The following is a 17,228-nucleotide window of genomic DNA, read 5'->3' as shown; positions in this document are numbered from 1 at the left end:
GTCTAGCAAAAAAGCCCTTTTAAAAAACAAAAAAATTGTAGAGCGGTTGTTAAAGTTTTTGTTATCAATGGCGCAGCGATTAAGCCAAAAACTGTCCACAGCAGCGTTTGTATTTCTCACCACTGCCACAGGGGCAAGGCTGTTTTTGGGTGACAGGCATGACCACTGTCGGATCCAAAAAATACCAACGGCTGGTGCCATGGGTGGGAATATTCACAAAGGTGGATAGTTCATGATGGACGCCTTTGCTGTCTAAACCTTTCTTATCTAAAACAGTTAAATCCAAACCCGCGGAATGCCCAGCTGATGCAGGCAAGTGAAAATAGGCTTTAAACTCCACTTGTGCATGGCGTTTGCCAATTTTCGGCGTGTGTTTGACAACTGCTAACCCTGCCCAGTCAGTTTGCTGTGACCAAGCAGCTATGCTTTTTTTATCCAGTAATGCTTGCTGAAAAGGCGCGGTGGTGGCAACGATATATTCGATATGTTGAAGCACAAACGCACAGTAGCGTGAGCGCATTAGCTGTGCTGCGGTATCGGCGATTTTTTGCCCCACATGCAGGGGCGCACAGCAATCAGCATAAGACAGTGTAGAGCCACACGGGCAAAGTGACGTATGTATCATGTTAATGAATGTTCGGTAGGTTGATGGCGGTAGGCAAGATATTTTTCTTTAAAATAAGCCAACTAATCGGGTCTTGTAGCGTTTGCCAAAATACTTTAAACGGCGGGGCAAACACAATCATGGCGGCCAACACGGCATATAAGCCCAAATACCAGCCTACTTGATCGAATTTAAACACTTTAAACGCGGTACCAAAAGATTTTTTGACACTCAGCCCTAACAGGTTGACGCTAAACATCTCATCTAACAGCAGATGAACAATGGCGCCAAACATCAAAAACAGCCCCAAAAACCAACTGATAACAGCGCCTTGCTTAAACCCATAGAAGCTGGCGTACACGAGGGTCATCGCCATAATCCCCAGATAGGGAATCGAGTGCACGATACCGCGGTGAACCGTCAATTTGCTATATAAATTAAACACACCGTAGCGCATCAGCAAATAAGATGCTAACCACAATCCTGCCAATGCAACCAACGAAAACTGCCCGACACACAAGATAACAATAAAAAATGCGCTCAACAGCGATACGACATTAAATCCTACGGTCGCGGGTACCGAGTGGTCCAAATCAATATCGGGCAGCAAGCCACCAATGGTACCAGCCACCACACACATCAAATATTCAGGCGCGGTCAGCATCCCTGCTTTATAAATCACCAAGCCAGTGACGCCACTTGCGACAAAAGCCACGCTTATGTGGGTGTTAAAATTTGCCATAGTCTTCGCCCAGTTTCCCAATAGCTTAAAATCAGCGAGTCAAAACTCGAGTGGTAAAATTTAGTGGCTTAAATCAAGTAGCTAGAATCAAGTAGGTTAAAGCAGATAGCCAAAAAATCATTTATCTATCACATATGCAATTGCGCGCTCAATTATATGCTAATTTTGATGACAAAGCGTCAACTGAGCGCAAGGAAAATTGATTTTGTGGGGTGGGCGCATGCGACATGGAGAAAAGCAAAACATTGTAAGCTATGTAACCTATTTAACCTAGGATGTGGCAAGGCAACACTAGATAGCAAAAACGCCTAAGACAAACAGATAGCAAAAACAAAAAAGCCATCGTCCGTCAGACAATGGCTTTTTTTAAAATAAGTGGCGTCCCCACGGGGATTCGAACCCCGGTTACCGCCGTGAAAGGGCGATGTCCTAGGCCTCTAGACGATGGGGACGCAATCGCACGAGGTGCTCTAAGCAGACTTAATAGTGGTGGAGCTAAGCGGAGTCGAACCGCTGACCCCTTGCATGCCATGCAAGTGCTCTACCAACTGAGCTATAGCCCCATTTTTGGGAATTATTTAGACTGCTTTGCCTAAGAGTGCGCGTATTTTATTGAAAACTGATTTTGCTGTCAAGATGATTTTTGCCTAAAAACACAAAATTTTTACCCATTCTTGCTATAATGATGCCTGGTTAATATTGCCTTCATATAACGACTGTAGATTAGTTATATTTTGTTGTTTTGTCTAAATTTATAAGGATAGCCCATGTGGTTGGTGAATTTTATTTTGCATATCGGTGATCATTTACAAGAGCTGGTCAACAACTATGGCAATTGGATTTATGCGATTTTGTTTGCTATTGTGTTTTGCGAGACGGGTCTGGTGGTGTTGCCATTTTTGCCCGGGGATTCGATGTTGTTTGCGGCAGGCACCATTGCTGCAGTGGGTGATATGAATATCTTTGTGCTGATTGGTTTATTGATTGTGGCGGCAGTATTGGGCGATTTTGTCAATTTTGAGATTGGCAAACACTTTGGGCAAAAGTTATTTTCCAATCCCAATTCCAAGATTTTTAAGCAAAGCTATTTGCAAAAAACCCACGATTATTATGAAAGATACGGCGGACGCACCATTATTATTGCCCGTTTTATTCCCATTGTACGCACTTTTGCACCGTTTGTAGGTGGGATGGGTAACATGAATTATGCCCAGTTTGCTCGCTATAACATCGTTGGCGCGGTATTATGGGTGGTATCTTTCACCACGCTAGGCTATTTTTTTGGTCAATTACCCTTTGTCAAAGAACATTTTTCGTGGATTATGATTGCGATTATCGTGTTTTCTGTGGTGCCTATGGTGATTGAAATCATTCGTCATCGCAAGGATAAATAATTGAATTAGTGTTCAAAAATAACGCTAAATGCCAAAGTCAATCTAGCATTTAGCGTTGCCTTCCAAATTTATATTTTATCAGCCACCTATCATCGCTAGGATTCAATTTATAAAAATTCGATAGTCGGCTATAATAGCCGCTAATTTGAAATTTTTGTAAAATTGAGAAATCCATGTCAAAAGTCCGCACCCGTATTGCCCCAAGCCCCACAGGCTTTCCCCACGTTGGCACCGCCTATATCGCGCTATTTAACCTTGCCTTTGCCAAAGCAAATGGCGGCGATTTTATCCTACGCATTGAAGACACCGACCAAACGCGATCCACTGCGCAATCTGAACAAATGATTTTGGACGCCCTGCGCTGGGTCGGTCTTGACTGGTCAGAAGGTCCAGACGTCGGGGGTCCACATGCACCGTACCGCCAAAGCGAACGCAAAGACATCTACAAGCAATACGCCGAAGAACTGTTAGACAAAGGTCATGCATTCCGCTGTTTTGCCACAGCCGAAGAGTTAGATCAAATGCGAGCCGAACAAATGGCGAGGGGTGAGACGCCAAAATATGACGGTCGCTATGCAAATCTTTCCCGTGAACAATCGGACAAGCTCGCCGCCGAAGGCAAGCCATTCGTCATTCGTATGCGTGTGCCAGACGAGGGTGTCTGCAAATTTGACGATATGCTACGTGGCGAGGTCGAGATTCCTTGGTCACAAGTGGATATGCAAGTGCTACTTAAAACCGACGGTCTACCGACCTACCACTTGGCAAACGTGGTCGATGACCATTTGATGCAGATTACCCACGTCATCCGTGGCGAAGAGTGGATTAACTCTGCCCCAAAACATCAATTATTGTATAAATATTTTGGTTGGGATATGCCAGTACTCTGTCATATGCCACTGCTCAGAAACCCCGACAAATCCAAACTATCCAAACGCAAAAACCCAACGTCTATCACCTATTACCGTGATGCAGGTGTATTGCCAGAAGCCTTGCTCAACTATTTGGGACGGATGGGCTACTCCATGCCAAATGAAGCCGAAAAATTCACCTTGGATGACATGATTGCCAGTTTTGACATCAAACGGGTGTCGCTTGGTGGTCCGATTTTTGACGTGGAAAAACTCACTTGGCTCAATGGCGAATGGTTGCGTTCACTGTCACCCGAAGCCTTAAAAACCAAAATTCTTGATTGGGCAAATGACAGCGACAAACTCACCGCCATTGCCAAAGCCATTCAGCCACGCATTAACTTGTTGTCAGATGCGGTGAATTGGTCGGGCTTTTATTTCCAAAACTTGCCAACCATTAGTGAGGTGGATTTTGAGCATAAAGTGCTATCCACGGAGCAAACCGTGGAGATTCTACAACTTGCGCAATGGCAGTTAGAAACCCTGCCTGTATGGACGGAGGAGCATATCCAAACGGTATTGTCTGGCTTGGCAGGCGAGATGGGCATTAAATTACGTGATTTTATGTCACCATTTTTTATTGCCATCGCAGGTAGCAAGTCAAGCACGCCTGTGATGAATTCAATGTATTTGATTGGGGCGGATATGACATTGCAGCGCCTGCGTCATGCCATTGAGGTATTAGGCGGTGTCAGTAAGAAAAAAGCGAAAGAATTGGAAAAACGTCATAAAGCATTACCAAGCTTTTTGACCCAATAAGCTTAATTGTTTTGTATAAAAGTCCGTCGCTATGGCGGATTTTTTATTTTAATGGCAGTAACCTAGGGTCATGCTAAATAACATGAATAAACCTAACAAAAATGGTATCATACCTAGCAAAATCAGATTCTAATTTTTACAATTTAAAGGTAATCATCATGGCAAATCTTCAAAACGAACTCGCCCAAGTACAGCATATCAGCGGTGAATTACACACCAATGCCCACGCCAAAATCGGTATGGTGGTAGGACGTTTTAACAGCTTTGTGGTAGAAAGTTTGGTCAGCGGCGCGATTGATACCTTACTGCGTCATGGTATCGCAGGTAGCAATATTACTGTCGTGCGTGTACCCGGGGCTTGGGAAATTCCATTGGCAGTTGCTCGTATGGCACAAACCGATAAATTTGACGCTATCATCGGTTTAGGCGCAGTGATTCGTGGTAGCACACCGCACTTTGATTTTGTCGCTGGTGAATCTGCCAAAGGCTTGGGCGCAATTGGGTTAGATTATGACGTGCCTGTTATTAATGCGATTTTGACCACAGACAGCATCGAACAGGCCATTGAGCGCTCTGGTACCAAAGCAGGTAACAAAGGCTCAGAAGCAGCCATGGTCGCGCTTGAGATGATTAACGTGTTGGGTCAAATTGACGCACAAATGGCGGGTGAATAAGGTAGCAATATGACTGACAATTCAACCCAAACCACACCACAGCAGCAGGCGAGTCAAGACAACGCCGTCAATTATAAAACCAGCCTGACCGCGATTCGTAAAGCACGCCGTTTTGTGGTGCAAGGGTTATATGAATGGCTGTTGACAGGCAATCCATCGCACGAAATCGAAGCACATACCCGCAGTGAGAATGCCATGCACACGGTGCATTTAGGCTATTATCACGAGCTACTGAGCAAAATCATTGAGCAAAGCGATGACTTAATCGCCTATATCGACAGCCTACTTGATCGCCCTTGGACACGCCTAGATAAAGTTGAACAAGCGGTACTGCTTGTCGGTGCGTATGAGATGAAGCAGCACTTGGAAGTGCCTTACAAAGTAGTGATTGATGAAGCGATTCAGCTCAATACCCATTTTGGCTCATCAGACGGCTATAAAATGATTCATGTGGTGATGGATAAAATCGCCAAAGACGCGCGTATGCCTGAAGTAGAGGCAGATGCCAAAAAAGCCAAAACAGAGGATGCGCCGCAGCCGCCATCGCAAGCGACCACTGAAGAAGAAAAATAATACCGTAAAGGGCGTACTCGCTACGCCCTTTTATGCTCGATACGGATGGCTAAGATGTCCGAATTTTCTTTGATTTATCAACATTTTCAACACTGTACACGCAACAATCCTTTGACCCAAGTGGGTATTGGGGATGATTGCGCGATAAGCAGTATGCCAAGCGATTGCGAACTAGTGAGCTGTATTGACACGCTGGTTGCAGGTCGGCACTTTCCTTTATCAACATCCGCTTATGCCATCGGCTATAAATCGGTCGCGGTCAATTTATCCGATTTGGCAGCAATGGGGGCGACACCCTATGCGATATTGCTGGGTATTAGCTTGCCTGCTAAGCTTGCACATGATGACTGGCTCAAACCATTTGCCCAAGGTATCGCGGACATTTGCAACCGATTTGATGTCGAGCTCATCGGTGGCGATACCACCCAATCAAATACTTTAACCATCTCTGTCACTGCACTGGGCTTTGTGCCAACTGGGCAAGCTATTACCAGAGGGGGCGCAAAAGTCGGTGATATCATCTGTGTGAGCGGTGAGATTGGCTCAGCAAGTTTTGCGTTACAGCAGATTTTAAACGCTGAAAAATCTGAGCAGCACAATATTGCTTTACAACCAATCGCTTTACAGCCGGCACTCGATTTACCTGTTCCGCAAGTTGAGCTCGGGCAAAAATTACGTGGGTTTGTCCATAGCATGATTGATATTTCAGACGGGCTAGGGCAGGATTTGGGTCATATCCTGACCGCATCACAAGTGGGTGCAGTGGTCGATTTGGCCAGTATTCCAACGCATCCACGATTACAAGCGTTGCCAAATACTGAAAAGTGGCAACATCAGCTCAACGGCGGCGATGATTATCAGCTGTGCTTTACCATGAGTGAGCAAAATTTTGTCAAATTTAATCAACAGTTTTCGGATAAAATTTTTGCCATTGGCAAAATTGTCACAGAAAACGGCTTGACGCTGACTTATAATAACCAACCAATTGAATTTTCGATCACTGGCTATCAGCATTTTTAGCCAAAGAACTTCCTATGACTCAACTGCACAAACCCGACGTCCGTAAAGCCAATGTTTGCCCGCCTTGTCCACCAACCGCGAGCGTTTGGGAAAAGCTGATTTATTGGCTCGGTATCGGCTTAGGCTCAGGATTGCCAAAGCGCGCTGCTGGGACGTGGGGTACAGTGGGCGGACTGGTGGTTGCCATTCCGATGTTATGGCTGGGTTTTTGGGGGTTTTTGGCGGTTACGGTGGTGGGCGCTCTAGTCGGTAGTTATATCTGCGGTAAAACGTCTGATTTGATGGGTGTACACGATGACCCGCATATTGTGTTTGATGAATGGGTCGGGATGTGGATTTCGTTGTTGCCTTTAAAGTATTGTTATCAATTTAATCCATTTGGTGTTATGGATTATTATCAAATGGATACATGGTTAGGCTTATGGCAATGGTTTCATTTATTGATCGCTTTTGTTTTATTTCGTTTTTTTGATATTCTAAAACCCTTTCCGATTAAATGGGTGGATAAAAATGTGAGCGGCGGTTTTGGTATTTTGATTGATGACATTTTGGCGGGGCTGATGGCAGGGGTTGTGCTAATAGCCTTTATAAGTGTGCTCATTACTTATGTTTAATCTGTTGTATCATTAAAATTAGTTTAAAAAAGATAAGGGATTCCCATGACCAACTTAACCACCATCATCATGGCAGCGGGCAAAGGCACTCGCATGAAATCGAGCAAGCCAAAAGTCCTACAACCGCTGGCAGGTAAGCCTTTGCTACATCACGTACTCGCCACTGCCAAACAATTGGGTAGCCAAAAAAATATCATTATCTATGGTTTTGAAGGTCAGCAAGTCAAAGATGCCTTTGCCGATGAACAAATTGATTGGGTCGAGCAAGCTGAGCAATTGGGCACGGGTCACGCGGTGCAGATGACTTTGCCGGTGTTGCCTACGGATGGGAAAAGCTTGATTTTATCAGGGGATGTGCCACTCATTGGCGTCGATACCTTAGAGAAATTGGCAAATACAGACAGCCGTTTTGCCATGCTAACCCTAAACTTAGCCAACCCATTTGGCTTGGGTCGTATTGTGCGTGACAACAACCAAGTAATCGCCATTGTTGAAGAAAAAGATGCCAGCGATGAGCAAAGACAAATCACTGAAATCAATAGCGGTGTGTACTGTGTTGCCAATGATATTTTGCATCGATATCTCAATAACTTGACCAATAACAATGCCCAAGGTGAATATTACCTGACCGATATCGTCAAAATGGCGGTGGATGATGGCATCGAAATCGCCACCGTATCGCCAACCCATCAGTTTGAAATCGAAGGCGTGAATGACCGTCTGCAGTTGGCAAATCTAGAGCGTACTTGGCAAACGCATCAAGCTAAAGCGCTGATGCAACAAGGCGTACATTTGATTGACCCAAGCCGTTTTGATTTACGCGGTTCGCTCAAAGTTGGCAAAGATGTGCAAATTGATATTAATGTCATCATTGAAGGTGACTGTGAGATAGGTGATAACGTCAAAATCGGCGCAGGTTGTATCATCAAAAACAGCAAAATCGCCAGTGGCACCGTGGTGCAACCTTACAGTCTATTTGACAATGCGGTGGTGGGTGAAGACAACCAAATCGGACCATTTGCCCGTCTGCGCCCCAATGCGGTCACTGACAAAGACGTGCATATCGGTAACTTTGTCGAGCTTAAAAACACCCAAATGGCAAGCGGCGCTAAAGCCAATCATTTGGCGTATTTGGGCGATGCCACCATTGGACAAAGGACCAATATCGGCGCAGGCACTATCACTGCCAATTATGATGGCGTCAATAAGTTTAAAACCGAAATCGGTGATGAGGTCAGAATTGGCTCAAATGCGGTGCTGATTGCCCCTGTGACCATTGGTGACCGTGCCACTATTGGCGCTGGTAGTGCCATCAGTAAAGCCTGCCCTGCCGAAAAACTGTCCATCGCCCGTGGCAAACAAGTCACGATTGAGGGTTGGCAACGTCCTGAAAAAAAATCTTGATATTTGAATTTTTGCCTAAATTTAACAGATTCTTGCTTAATACGATAAACTTGCTTTATACGATAAAGCAGTTTGATTAAGCAACAATAAAACAATCTAACGACTGTGTAAACGGGGGGATTGTTTTTCACAGCAGTCAAAGTTGATTGCTCACACCAAAAACTGGATACTAAGGAACAGTTATGTGCGGTATCGTTGGCGCCATTCGTGCGCAAGACAATGTGGTAGATTTTTTAACCGATGGCTTAAAACGCTTAGAATATCGGGGTTATGACTCATCGGGTATTGCGGTGCAAACCGATGAAGGACTCAAACGCGTGCGCCGAGTGGGGCGTGTTGCCTTGATGGAAGCCGCTGCCAAAGAGCGTGGCGTGTATGGTCACACCGGCATCGGTCACACACGCTGGGCCACCCACGGCGGCGTCACTGAGCCAAACGCCCATCCGCATATCTCGGGTGATTTGATTTCGGTGGTACATAACGGCATCATCGAAAACTTTGAAGCTGAGCGCGCCCGCCTTCAGCAAAATGGCTATCATTTTGAGTCACAAACCGACACCGAGGTCATCGCCCATGCGGTGCACCAGCACTACGTACAAAACGGCGGTGATTTATTCAAAGCGGTACAAGCGGCGACCCAGCAATTTCATGGTGCGTATGCAATTGCTGTGATTGCCAACGATATGCCACAAAACATGGTGGTGGCGCGTATGGGCTGCCCGTTACTCATCGGCTTAGGTGAGCATGAAACCTTTATCGCATCGGATGTCTCAGCCGTTGTCGCCTTTACCCGTCAAATCATGTATCTGGAAGATGGTGATATTGCCCAGTTGACCGCAGATGGCGTGGCACAAATGATTGACAAACAAGGCAATCCAGCGACCCGCAAAGCCACTACTTCGCAAGTGTCCTTAGCGTCTCTTGAACTAGGGGCTTATAGCCACTTTATGCAAAAAGAAATCTACGAGCAGCCAAAAGCGGTGTCAGATACCGCCGAAATCTTTTTGGATGCCGGGTTTATCGCCGAAAATTTTGGTGAAAATGCTGAAGCCGTTTTCAATGATATCGACAGTATTAAGATTCTTGCCTGTGGCACGTCGTATTATGCTGCATCGACCGCCAAATATTGGTTGGAAAGTATTGCCAAAATTGCCACCGATGTTGAAATCGCTAGCGAATACCGTTATCGTGAGGTGATTGCCAATCCAAAACAATTGATTATCACCATCTCGCAATCAGGGGAAACGCTAGATACCATGGAAGCGCTAAAATACGCACAAGCCATGGGTCACAAACATAGTCTATCCATCTGTAACGTGATGGAATCCGCCTTGCCTCGCGCCAGTGAGCTAGTAGTCTATACCCGAGCCGGTGCGGAGATTGGGGTCGCCTCAACCAAAGCCTTTACCACCCAGTTAGTGGCTTTATTTGGTTTGGCGGTGACACTTGGTCGTGTGCGGGGCTATGTGGATGACACTAAACTGGTCGAATACACCAATGCGCTGCGCAGCTTACCCAATGATATTCAATATGCGCTCAATCTTGAGCCACAGATCAGCAGCTGGTCAAGCAAATTTGCTGATAAGCCAAGCGCGCTGTTTTTGGGACGTGGTATTCATTACCCGATTGCATTAGAAGGCGCATTGAAGCTCAAAGAAATCACCTATATCCATGCAGAAGCCTATCCTGCTGGCGAGTTAAAACACGGTCCATTAGCATTGGTTGATGAAAACATGCCTGTGGTGGTGATAGCGCCAAATGACAGCCTACTTGATAAAGTCAAAGCCAATATGCAAGAAGTCTCGGCGCGTGGCGGTGAGTTGTTTGTCTTTACCGATCTTGACAGTGATTTTTCCGATAGTGAAGGCGTACACGTGATTCGTACCCCACGTCATATTGGTGTGTTATCGCCCATAGTACACACCATTCCTGTACAATTGTTGTCTTACCATGTTGCGCTTGCCAAAGGTACAGACGTTGATAAACCCCGTAATTTGGCCAAGAGCGTCACGGTGGAATAAACTAAGCTATAAGTTAAGCTGGCACAAAAAAACCGCTAATCGTTAGCGGTTTTTTTGTGGAAAAGTATTAAGAAGGGTCATCATCGTAGGTATAATAGCTATTTGCAGTTTCATCGAAGCTGTCGATACGCTCAGGGTAATTACCTTCATTAAAGCGCTTTTCGTTGTGCTCATGGGCGTGACGTACATCGTGATTGTAAGCAATTAACGCCTCATTATTTGCCAAAAAGCTATCAGGATTTGCCATGACCCACATTTGGTTAAAAACATCTGAGCGCGCCGATAAATTCAATAACACGCCAGGTTCCGTAAAATAATAAAACTTGGATAATAGCTTAATCTGCCCATTTTCCAGCCGTCTGGCAATATGATACGCTTGTAAATCTTTTGGGTGGTGTAAACCCACCGCACCGACAATCGCTGCCAATGATTTAAGCGTGTTTTTATGAAAATTATAGACCCGCTGTGCCTTATCAGGAATATGTAATGCCCGTTGACGATACGGGTCTTGGGTAGCAACCCCAGTTGGGCATTTGTTGGTATGGCACGCGCGTGATTGGATACAGCCCACCGCAAACATAAAGCCACGCGCTGAGTTACACCAATCTGCACCTAGCGCTAGCATGCGAGCGATATCAAAGGCAGAGATGATTTTACCACTGACACCGATTTTGATTTTGTCACGCACCCCCGCACCCACCAGTGTGTTGTGCACAAGCAAAAAGCCATCGAGTAGTGGCATGCCAACATTATCCATAAACTCAACAGGCGCAGCACCTGTACCGCCTTCTGCACCATCAACCACGATAAAATCAGGGTAATTATCTGCTTCAATCATGGCTTTGACAATCGCCATAAACTGCCAAGGCTGTCCGACACACAGCTTAAAACCAACCGGCTTGCCCCCTGACAATTCACGCAGCTGTTGCCAAAACTGCACCATCTCACGCGGGGTAGTAAAGGCTGAGTGGCTCGCTGGAGAAACGCAGTCTACATCCATCGGCACATCACGGGTTTCGGCAATTTCCGGGGTGATTTTTTCTTTGGGCAACACCCCGCCTTTACCAGGCTTTGCCCCTTGCGACAGCTTGATTTCAATCATTTTGACTTGCTCAATGCGCGAGCGTTCAGCGAATTTTTCGGCGCTAAACGTGCCATCGTGATTACGGCATCCAAAATACCCGGTACCCAGCTCCCAAATCAAATCGCCGCCGTGTTCTTTATGGTACGGACTAATCGCACCTTCACCTGTATCATGAGCAAATCCACCGAGTTTTGCGCCCTGATTGAGCGCTTCGATTGCCGCGGCTGAAAGACTGCCAAAACTCATGGCAGAGATATTAAACACCGACATCGAGTAGGGCTGCAGGCATCGTTCACCGCCCACCATAATACGAAAATTGGTTTCTTTGAGGGGGTAGCTAAGGGTGGATTGTAAAAACCATTCTTTGCCAGACTGGTATAGATTTTCTAAGGTACCAAAGGCATTGGTATCACTGACGTTTTTGGCACGTTGATAAGCAAGCGCACGCTGCTGGCGCGAAAACGGCACGGCGGCTTGGTCATCTTCAATCAAATACTGGCGCAGTTCAGGTCGGAACTCTTCCAATAGATAACGAATATGTCCCGAAATTGGGTAGTTACGCAATACAGCATGGTGTACTTGCATCAAATCATAAATGCCCACCACAAAGCCCACCAGACCAATTACTATCAGCCACCATTTGAGTAGCACAATCCCCAATGCAAGGATAGCAAAGGCAATGACAAACGCGCTGTAGCGAAGCACAACGCCTTGCAAATAGGGCTCTTTATGGGTAGGGGTTACCGTGATATCAGTGCGCTTGTCAACCATGACAATCTTCCTTATCAAATAGGATCGCGGACAAAATAATCATCGCAAATTTGTGGTTATTTTAAATGTCGGAGAGGGGAATGCGATTACAAAATGGTCAATCACTTGTCAGCCGTGTGCGCCGACAAGTGATTGTGTGATTAAAATTATGTGATTAAGCTTGGAGGGCAGCGGCGTGGTGAGCAAAATGGTCAGCGATAAAACTACTGATAAAATAGTAGCTATGGTCATAACCGTCGTGCATACGCAGCGTCATCGGATAATTGGCATCCTTGGCAGCTTGCGCAAAAAGCTCAGGTTTGAGCTGCTCAGCCAAAAATTCATCCCCGCTACCTTGGTCAATCAATAGCGGTAATTTTTTGCTATGCTGAGACTGTTTCATCAACGCTAAGCTATCGTAGTTTGCCCAGGTGTTTTGGTCATCGCCTAAATAAGCGCTAAAGGCTTTTTGTCCCCAAGGCACTTGTGACGGTGCGACGATGGGGGAAAAAGCCGATACGCTGGCATAGCGCTGGGGATTGCGTAGGGCAATCATCAGCGCGCCATGCCCACCCATACTATGACCAAAAATACTGCGCTGGTCACTGGCAGGGAAGTGCTGTTCGATGAGATTAGGCAACTCATCGACGATATAATCATACATCTGAAAATGCGTTGCCCAAGGCGCTTGGGTGGCATTGACATAAAAGCCTGCCCCTTGCCCCAAATCATAAGCGCTGTCATCAGGCACATCGTTACCGCTGATATCGACACCCCTAGGACTGGTATCGGGTGCCACCACAATCACGTTGTGACGACTGGCATACTCAGCAAACCCAGATTTCTGAATAAAGTTTTGCTCAGTACAAGTCAGCCCTGATAGCCAATATAGCACCGCACATTTTTGACCTGTTGTTTCAGTGGCTTCATGGGCGATAGCTTTGGGTGGCAAATAGATGGCAAATTTCATCTCCGTGTGTGTGGTCGCACTGGTATGCTGCCACACTTGTAGGTCACCACCGTGCAATTTATGCGATTCAATTTTTTTCATGGTGAATTTCCCATTCTTTATAATGCCAAGTTTGGTAATGATTTAGTAATGCAACACTGAACGAATGGACTCACCTTTATGCATCAAATCGAATGCGGTATTGACATCTTCAAGACCCATGGTATGGGTGACAAAACGTGCCAGTTGGATATCACCGTGCATGGCTTGCTCCACCATACCTGGCAGTTGTGAGCGACCTTTCACCCCACCAAATGCAGAGCCTAACCAGCGGCGACCTGTCACTAGTTGGAACGGACGAGTGGAAATCTCTTGACCTGCAGCTGCGACACCAATAATCACGCTTTGACCCCAGCCACGATGCGCGCATTCAAGTGCCGAGCGCATGACATTGACGTTACCGATACATTCAAAACTGTGATCCACACCCCAACCTGTCATCTCAACAATCACTTGTTGAATGGGTTGGTCATAATCTTTTGGATTGACAAAATCGGTCGCGCCAAACTCACGGGCTAACTCAAATTTGTCGGGGTTGGTATCAACCGCAATAATGCGGCCTGCTTTGGCAAGTTTGGCGCCTTGAATAACAGCAAGCCCAATACCGCCAAGCCCAAACACCGCGACGCTATCGCCTTCTTGTACTTTAGCGGTATTTTTTACCGCACCTAGTCCTGTGGTCACGCCACAACCTAATAGACAGACTTGCTCAGGATTGGCTTTAGGATTGATTTTGGCAAGCGATACGTCAGCAACGACAGTATATTCACTAAACGTTGAGCAGCCCATGTAATGATAAATTGGCTGACCCTGATAGCTAAAACGGGTAGTACCATCAGGCATCACGCCTTTACCTTGGGTGGCACGCACCGCGACGCATAGATTGGTTTTGTCACTTTTACAAAATAAACATTCACCACATTCAGCCGTATACAGCGGAATGACATGATCACCAGGTTGTACACTGGTTACCCCTTCACCGACTGCCATCACAATACCTGCGCCTTCATGACCTAAAACCGCTGGAAAAACCCCCTCAGGGTCATCGCCACTCAAGGTGAATGCGTCCGTATGGCAAACGCCCGTATGAGTAATTTTGACGAGTACTTCACCTTTACGCGGTGGTTCAACGTCGATTTCGACGATTTGTAATGGTTCTCCCGCAGCAAAAGCTACCGCAGCACGCGATTTGATAGGTTTGCTAAAATCTAATGGCGCTGTGGCCGCAGTCATATCTGTCATCGGTTTATCCTTGTTATATTGGTTTTATTAAAAATGCCTTTGGTCGGCATTATAACATAACCAATTATCGCATGATTAAGCTTGAAATTGTAAGCAATTGGGTTTAATTAAATCATCATTAAAATTAAAAATTTGAATTGGATTTTTAAATATATTTAACAATTGAAAAACCATGAAAAAACGCCTGTAGCTACAGACGTTTTCTAAATTTGGTAAGCCACTAAGCAGGTTGTTTATCGGCTTTAACCACATTGATAAGGTTATCAACCACCTCTGGTTCTGCCAAGGTCGAAGTATCACCCAAACCTTCAAATTCATGCGCGGCAAGTTTACGCAGAATACGGCGCATGATTTTACCGGAGCGCGTTTTTGGTAAGGCTTCGACCAAATATAGCGAGTCTAAGTTGGCGATTGGACCAATCTCACCACGGACATGACGGTTGATTTCACCTTTGAGCATCTCGCTTGGCTCTTCGCCTGACTTTAAGATGACATAAGCGGCAACGCCTTGGCCTTTAAGCTCATGCGGCATACCCACAATAGCTGCTTCAGCGACGGAAGGATGCGATACTAACGCACTTTCAATCTCTGCCGTACCTAGGCGATGCCCAGATACGTTTAAGACATCATCTACACGACCTGTGATCCAATAATGACCGTCTTCATCGCGCAGGGCACCATCACCTGTGAAGTAAGCGCCTGGATAGGTGCTAAAGTAAGTTTCTAAAAAGCGTTTATGGTCTCCCCAAATGGTACGCATTTGACCCGGCCAACTGTCTTTGATGATTAAGTTGCCTTCAGCAGCACCCGTTAATTCAGCACCTTCGGCATCGACAATCGCTGGCTTGACGCCATACAGCGGATTCATCGCGGAGCCTGGTTTGAGATCAACCGTATTGGGGATTGGCGTCATCAAAATACCCCCTGTTTCAGTTTGCCACCAAGTATCGACAATCGGACAACGACCTTCGCCCACCACGTTATAGTACCAGTTCCAGGCTTCAGGATTGATAGGTTCACCCACTGAGCCCAACAGACGTAAGCTAGAACGGTTTGATTTACGGACGTAATCATCGCCTTCTTTCATCATCGCGCGAATGGCGGTTGGTGCAGTATACAAGATGGTAACGTCATGCTTATCAACGATATGACCGATACGCGCCCAATCTGGGTACTGCGGCACCCCTTCAAACATCACGGTTGTTGTGCCGTTGGCAAGCGGTCCATACACCACATAGGTGTGACCGGTGACCCAGCCCACATCCGCGGTACACCAAAATACGTCATTGTCTTTGATATCAAACACGTCACGGAAGGTGGATAACGAATAGGTCAAATAACCACCGGTGGTGTGTACCACGCCTTTGGGCTTGCCAGTTGAGCCTGAAGTGTAAAGCAAAAATAACGGGTCTTCGGCATTCATTGGTTCTGGTGGACAGTCTTCCGACGCATTGTCGATTAAGTTGTGATACCAAATGTCGCGGCGACCGCTCATTGGGATGGATTCACCGGTACGGTACACCACAATGACCTTTTCAACACATTCGGTGCCGTCATGGTCTAGCGCACGATCCACATTTTGTTTAAGCGGCGTATGTTTACCGCCACGCACAGATTCATCAGCGGTGATGACAATTTTTGATTGGCTATCGATGATACGGCTGGCTAGACTGTCCGCTGAAAACCCGCCAAATACCAATGAGTGAACCGCACCAATCCGCGCACAAGCCAGCATCGCAACCGCCGCTTCAGGAATCATCGGTAAATAAATGGTGACACGGTCGCCTTTTTTGACGCCTTTACGACGCAATGCGCTACCAAGGCGGCATACTTCTGAATGTAGCTCTTTGTATGAGATGATTTTGTGAAGTGAGGGATGATCGCCTTCCCAAATAATCGCAGGTTTGTAAGGGTTTTCAGCAACATGACGGTCAAGACAGTTGACCGATAGATTAAGCTCACCATCTTCAAACCATTTAATGCTAAAATTGTTTAGGTCATAATTGACGTTTTTGATTTTGGTAGGTTTTTTTATCCAATCAACCCATTCAGCGCGTTTTGCCCAAAACGCTTCGTTATTTTCCACAGATTCTTGATAGGTCTCGGCGTATTTTTGGGGAGTGGTGTTGGCTTTAGCGGCAAATTCAGCGCTATGAGGGTAGCTCTTCATAAAACATTCCTTGTTATGACTCGTAGGTTGGTGGGGTAATACTCTAAATGGCTACGAACTGACAAACGGCTCAAATAGGTAGCGGGCTTAACTTCAAAAACAACATTTTCACGTTGATAAGCTAACATTGACAAGCTGCCAGTAACACAGGCCATCAACAGAGCGATGAAACGAGCCATCAATAAACGTCCGCTCACTATGAAAATGCAATACAATCTAATCCTTGATTCTAGAGTGCCTTTTCCTTAGTTTGGCAA

General features: G+C 46.0%; 14 protein-coding genes and 2 tRNA genes. 8 read left to right on the top strand and 8 right to left on the bottom strand.

Annotated features, from left to right (window positions below; translation table 11 throughout):
• Positions 1 to 79: 79 nt before the first annotated feature.
• The 4 genes from RTS10_RS09260 to RTS10_RS09245 form a co-directional block, all read right to left on the bottom strand.
• Positions 80 to 625, bottom strand: a complete 546-nt coding sequence (locus RTS10_RS09260; protein ID WP_312540074.1) for a YchJ family protein — start codon at positions 623 to 625, stop codon at positions 80 to 82.
• Position 626: 1 nt separating this feature from the next.
• Positions 627 to 1,346, bottom strand: a complete 720-nt coding sequence (locus RTS10_RS09255) for a metal-dependent hydrolase (protein ID WP_312540073.1) — start codon at positions 1,344 to 1,346, stop codon at positions 627 to 629.
• A 376-nt stretch (positions 1,347 to 1,722) separates the two neighbouring features.
• A tRNA-Glu gene (locus RTS10_RS09250) sits at positions 1,723 to 1,798 on the bottom strand.
• 35 nt (positions 1,799 to 1,833) lie between these two features.
• A tRNA-Ala gene (locus RTS10_RS09245) sits at positions 1,834 to 1,909 on the bottom strand.
• Positions 1,910 to 2,113: 204 nt separating this feature from the next.
• On the opposite strand from RTS10_RS09245, the gene RTS10_RS09240 reads away from it, so the two are divergent.
• From RTS10_RS09240 to glmS, 8 genes are all read left to right on the top strand, one after another.
• On the top strand, positions 2,114 to 2,740 hold the full coding sequence (locus RTS10_RS09240) for a DedA family protein (RefSeq protein WP_050325648.1): 627 nt from the start codon (positions 2,114 to 2,116) through the stop codon (positions 2,738 to 2,740).
• 173 nt (positions 2,741 to 2,913) lie between these two features.
• Entirely contained in the window at positions 2,914 to 4,410 is a 1,497-nt protein-coding gene (gene gltX, locus RTS10_RS09235; protein WP_203172458.1) for a glutamate--tRNA ligase, read from the top strand.
• Positions 4,411 to 4,568: 158 nt separating this feature from the next.
• The gene (ribH, locus tag RTS10_RS09230) at positions 4,569 to 5,084 is read left to right on the top strand and encodes a 6,7-dimethyl-8-ribityllumazine synthase (RefSeq protein ID WP_007115135.1); all 516 of its coding nucleotides are present in this window, start codon (positions 4,569 to 4,571) and stop codon (positions 5,082 to 5,084) included.
• A 9-nt stretch (positions 5,085 to 5,093) separates the two neighbouring features.
• A complete protein-coding gene (nusB, locus tag RTS10_RS09225; protein WP_076774785.1) occupies positions 5,094 to 5,657 on the top strand; it encodes a transcription antitermination factor NusB in 564 nt (187 codons plus the stop codon).
• Between the two features lie 54 nt (positions 5,658 to 5,711).
• Entirely contained in the window at positions 5,712 to 6,677 is a 966-nt protein-coding gene (thiL, locus tag RTS10_RS09220) for a thiamine-phosphate kinase (RefSeq protein WP_312540071.1), read from the top strand.
• Positions 6,678 to 6,691: 14 nt separating this feature from the next.
• Positions 6,692 to 7,291: a phosphatidylglycerophosphatase A family protein gene (locus RTS10_RS09215; RefSeq protein WP_312540070.1), complete on the top strand. Its 600-nt coding sequence runs from the start codon at positions 6,692 to 6,694 to the stop codon at positions 7,289 to 7,291.
• Positions 7,292 to 7,336: 45 nt separating this feature from the next.
• Complete coding sequence (gene glmU, locus RTS10_RS09210; protein WP_312540069.1) at positions 7,337 to 8,695, top strand: bifunctional UDP-N-acetylglucosamine diphosphorylase/glucosamine-1-phosphate N-acetyltransferase GlmU; 1,359 nt, start codon at positions 7,337 to 7,339, stop codon at positions 8,693 to 8,695.
• Positions 8,696 to 8,877: 182 nt separating this feature from the next.
• On the top strand, positions 8,878 to 10,716 hold the full coding sequence (gene glmS, locus RTS10_RS09205; RefSeq protein WP_159375435.1) for a glutamine--fructose-6-phosphate transaminase (isomerizing): 1,839 nt from the start codon (positions 8,878 to 8,880) through the stop codon (positions 10,714 to 10,716).
• Positions 10,717 to 10,783: 67 nt separating this feature from the next.
• Here glmS and RTS10_RS09200 read toward each other — a convergent pair whose 3' ends face one another.
• From RTS10_RS09200 to acs, 4 genes are all read right to left on the bottom strand, one after another.
• The gene (locus tag RTS10_RS09200) at positions 10,784 to 12,571 is read right to left on the bottom strand and encodes an FMN-binding glutamate synthase family protein (RefSeq protein WP_312540067.1); all 1,788 of its coding nucleotides are present in this window, start codon (positions 12,569 to 12,571) and stop codon (positions 10,784 to 10,786) included.
• A 154-nt stretch (positions 12,572 to 12,725) separates the two neighbouring features.
• Positions 12,726 to 13,601 (bottom strand): S-formylglutathione hydrolase, encoded by an 876-nt coding sequence (gene fghA, locus RTS10_RS09195; RefSeq protein WP_312540066.1) that lies wholly within the window; start codon positions 13,599 to 13,601, stop codon positions 12,726 to 12,728.
• Between the two features lie 42 nt (positions 13,602 to 13,643).
• Positions 13,644 to 14,753, bottom strand: a complete 1,110-nt coding sequence (locus tag RTS10_RS09190) for an S-(hydroxymethyl)glutathione dehydrogenase/class III alcohol dehydrogenase (protein WP_312540124.1) — start codon at positions 14,751 to 14,753, stop codon at positions 13,644 to 13,646.
• Between the two features lie 268 nt (positions 14,754 to 15,021).
• A complete protein-coding gene (gene acs / locus RTS10_RS09185; protein WP_100274165.1) occupies positions 15,022 to 16,971 on the bottom strand; it encodes an acetate--CoA ligase in 1,950 nt (649 codons plus the stop codon).
• Between the last annotated feature and the right edge of the window lie 257 nt (positions 16,972 to 17,228).

The sequence above is a fragment of the Moraxella sp. CTOTU47616 genome, assembly GCF_032017465.1.
GTDB classification, from domain to species: domain Bacteria; phylum Pseudomonadota; class Gammaproteobacteria; order Pseudomonadales; family Moraxellaceae; genus Faucicola; species Faucicola tetraodonis.
The sequence above is the reverse complement of the archived record's forward strand: the minus strand, read 5'-3'. Positions and strand labels throughout refer to the sequence as shown.

What these genes read in the sequence shown, in the direction of transcription:
- RTS10_RS09260 (WP_312540074.1), bottom strand. Translation starts at nt 625, where the DNA reads ATGATACATACGTCACTTTGCCCGTGTGGCTCTACACTGTCTTATGCT.
- RTS10_RS09255 (WP_312540073.1), bottom strand. Translation starts at nt 1,346, where the DNA reads ATGGCAAATTTTAACACCCACATAAGCGTGGCTTTTGTCGCAAGTGGC.
- RTS10_RS09240 (WP_050325648.1), top strand. Translation starts at nt 2,114, where the DNA reads ATGTGGTTGGTGAATTTTATTTTGCATATCGGTGATCATTTACAAGAG.
- gltX (WP_203172458.1), top strand. Translation starts at nt 2,914, where the DNA reads ATGTCAAAAGTCCGCACCCGTATTGCCCCAAGCCCCACAGGCTTTCCC.
- ribH (WP_007115135.1), top strand. Translation starts at nt 4,569, where the DNA reads ATGGCAAATCTTCAAAACGAACTCGCCCAAGTACAGCATATCAGCGGT.
- nusB (WP_076774785.1), top strand. Translation starts at nt 5,094, where the DNA reads ATGACTGACAATTCAACCCAAACCACACCACAGCAGCAGGCGAGTCAA.
- thiL (WP_312540071.1), top strand. Translation starts at nt 5,712, where the DNA reads ATGTCCGAATTTTCTTTGATTTATCAACATTTTCAACACTGTACACGC.
- RTS10_RS09215 (WP_312540070.1), top strand. Translation starts at nt 6,692, where the DNA reads ATGACTCAACTGCACAAACCCGACGTCCGTAAAGCCAATGTTTGCCCG.
- glmU (WP_312540069.1), top strand. Translation starts at nt 7,337, where the DNA reads ATGACCAACTTAACCACCATCATCATGGCAGCGGGCAAAGGCACTCGC.
- glmS (WP_159375435.1), top strand. Translation starts at nt 8,878, where the DNA reads ATGTGCGGTATCGTTGGCGCCATTCGTGCGCAAGACAATGTGGTAGAT.
- RTS10_RS09200 (WP_312540067.1), bottom strand. Translation starts at nt 12,571, where the DNA reads ATGGTTGACAAGCGCACTGATATCACGGTAACCCCTACCCATAAAGAG.
- fghA (WP_312540066.1), bottom strand. Translation starts at nt 13,601, where the DNA reads ATGAAAAAAATTGAATCGCATAAATTGCACGGTGGTGACCTACAAGTG.
- acs (WP_100274165.1), bottom strand. Translation starts at nt 16,971, where the DNA reads ATGAAGAGCTACCCTCATAGCGCTGAATTTGCCGCTAAAGCCAACACC.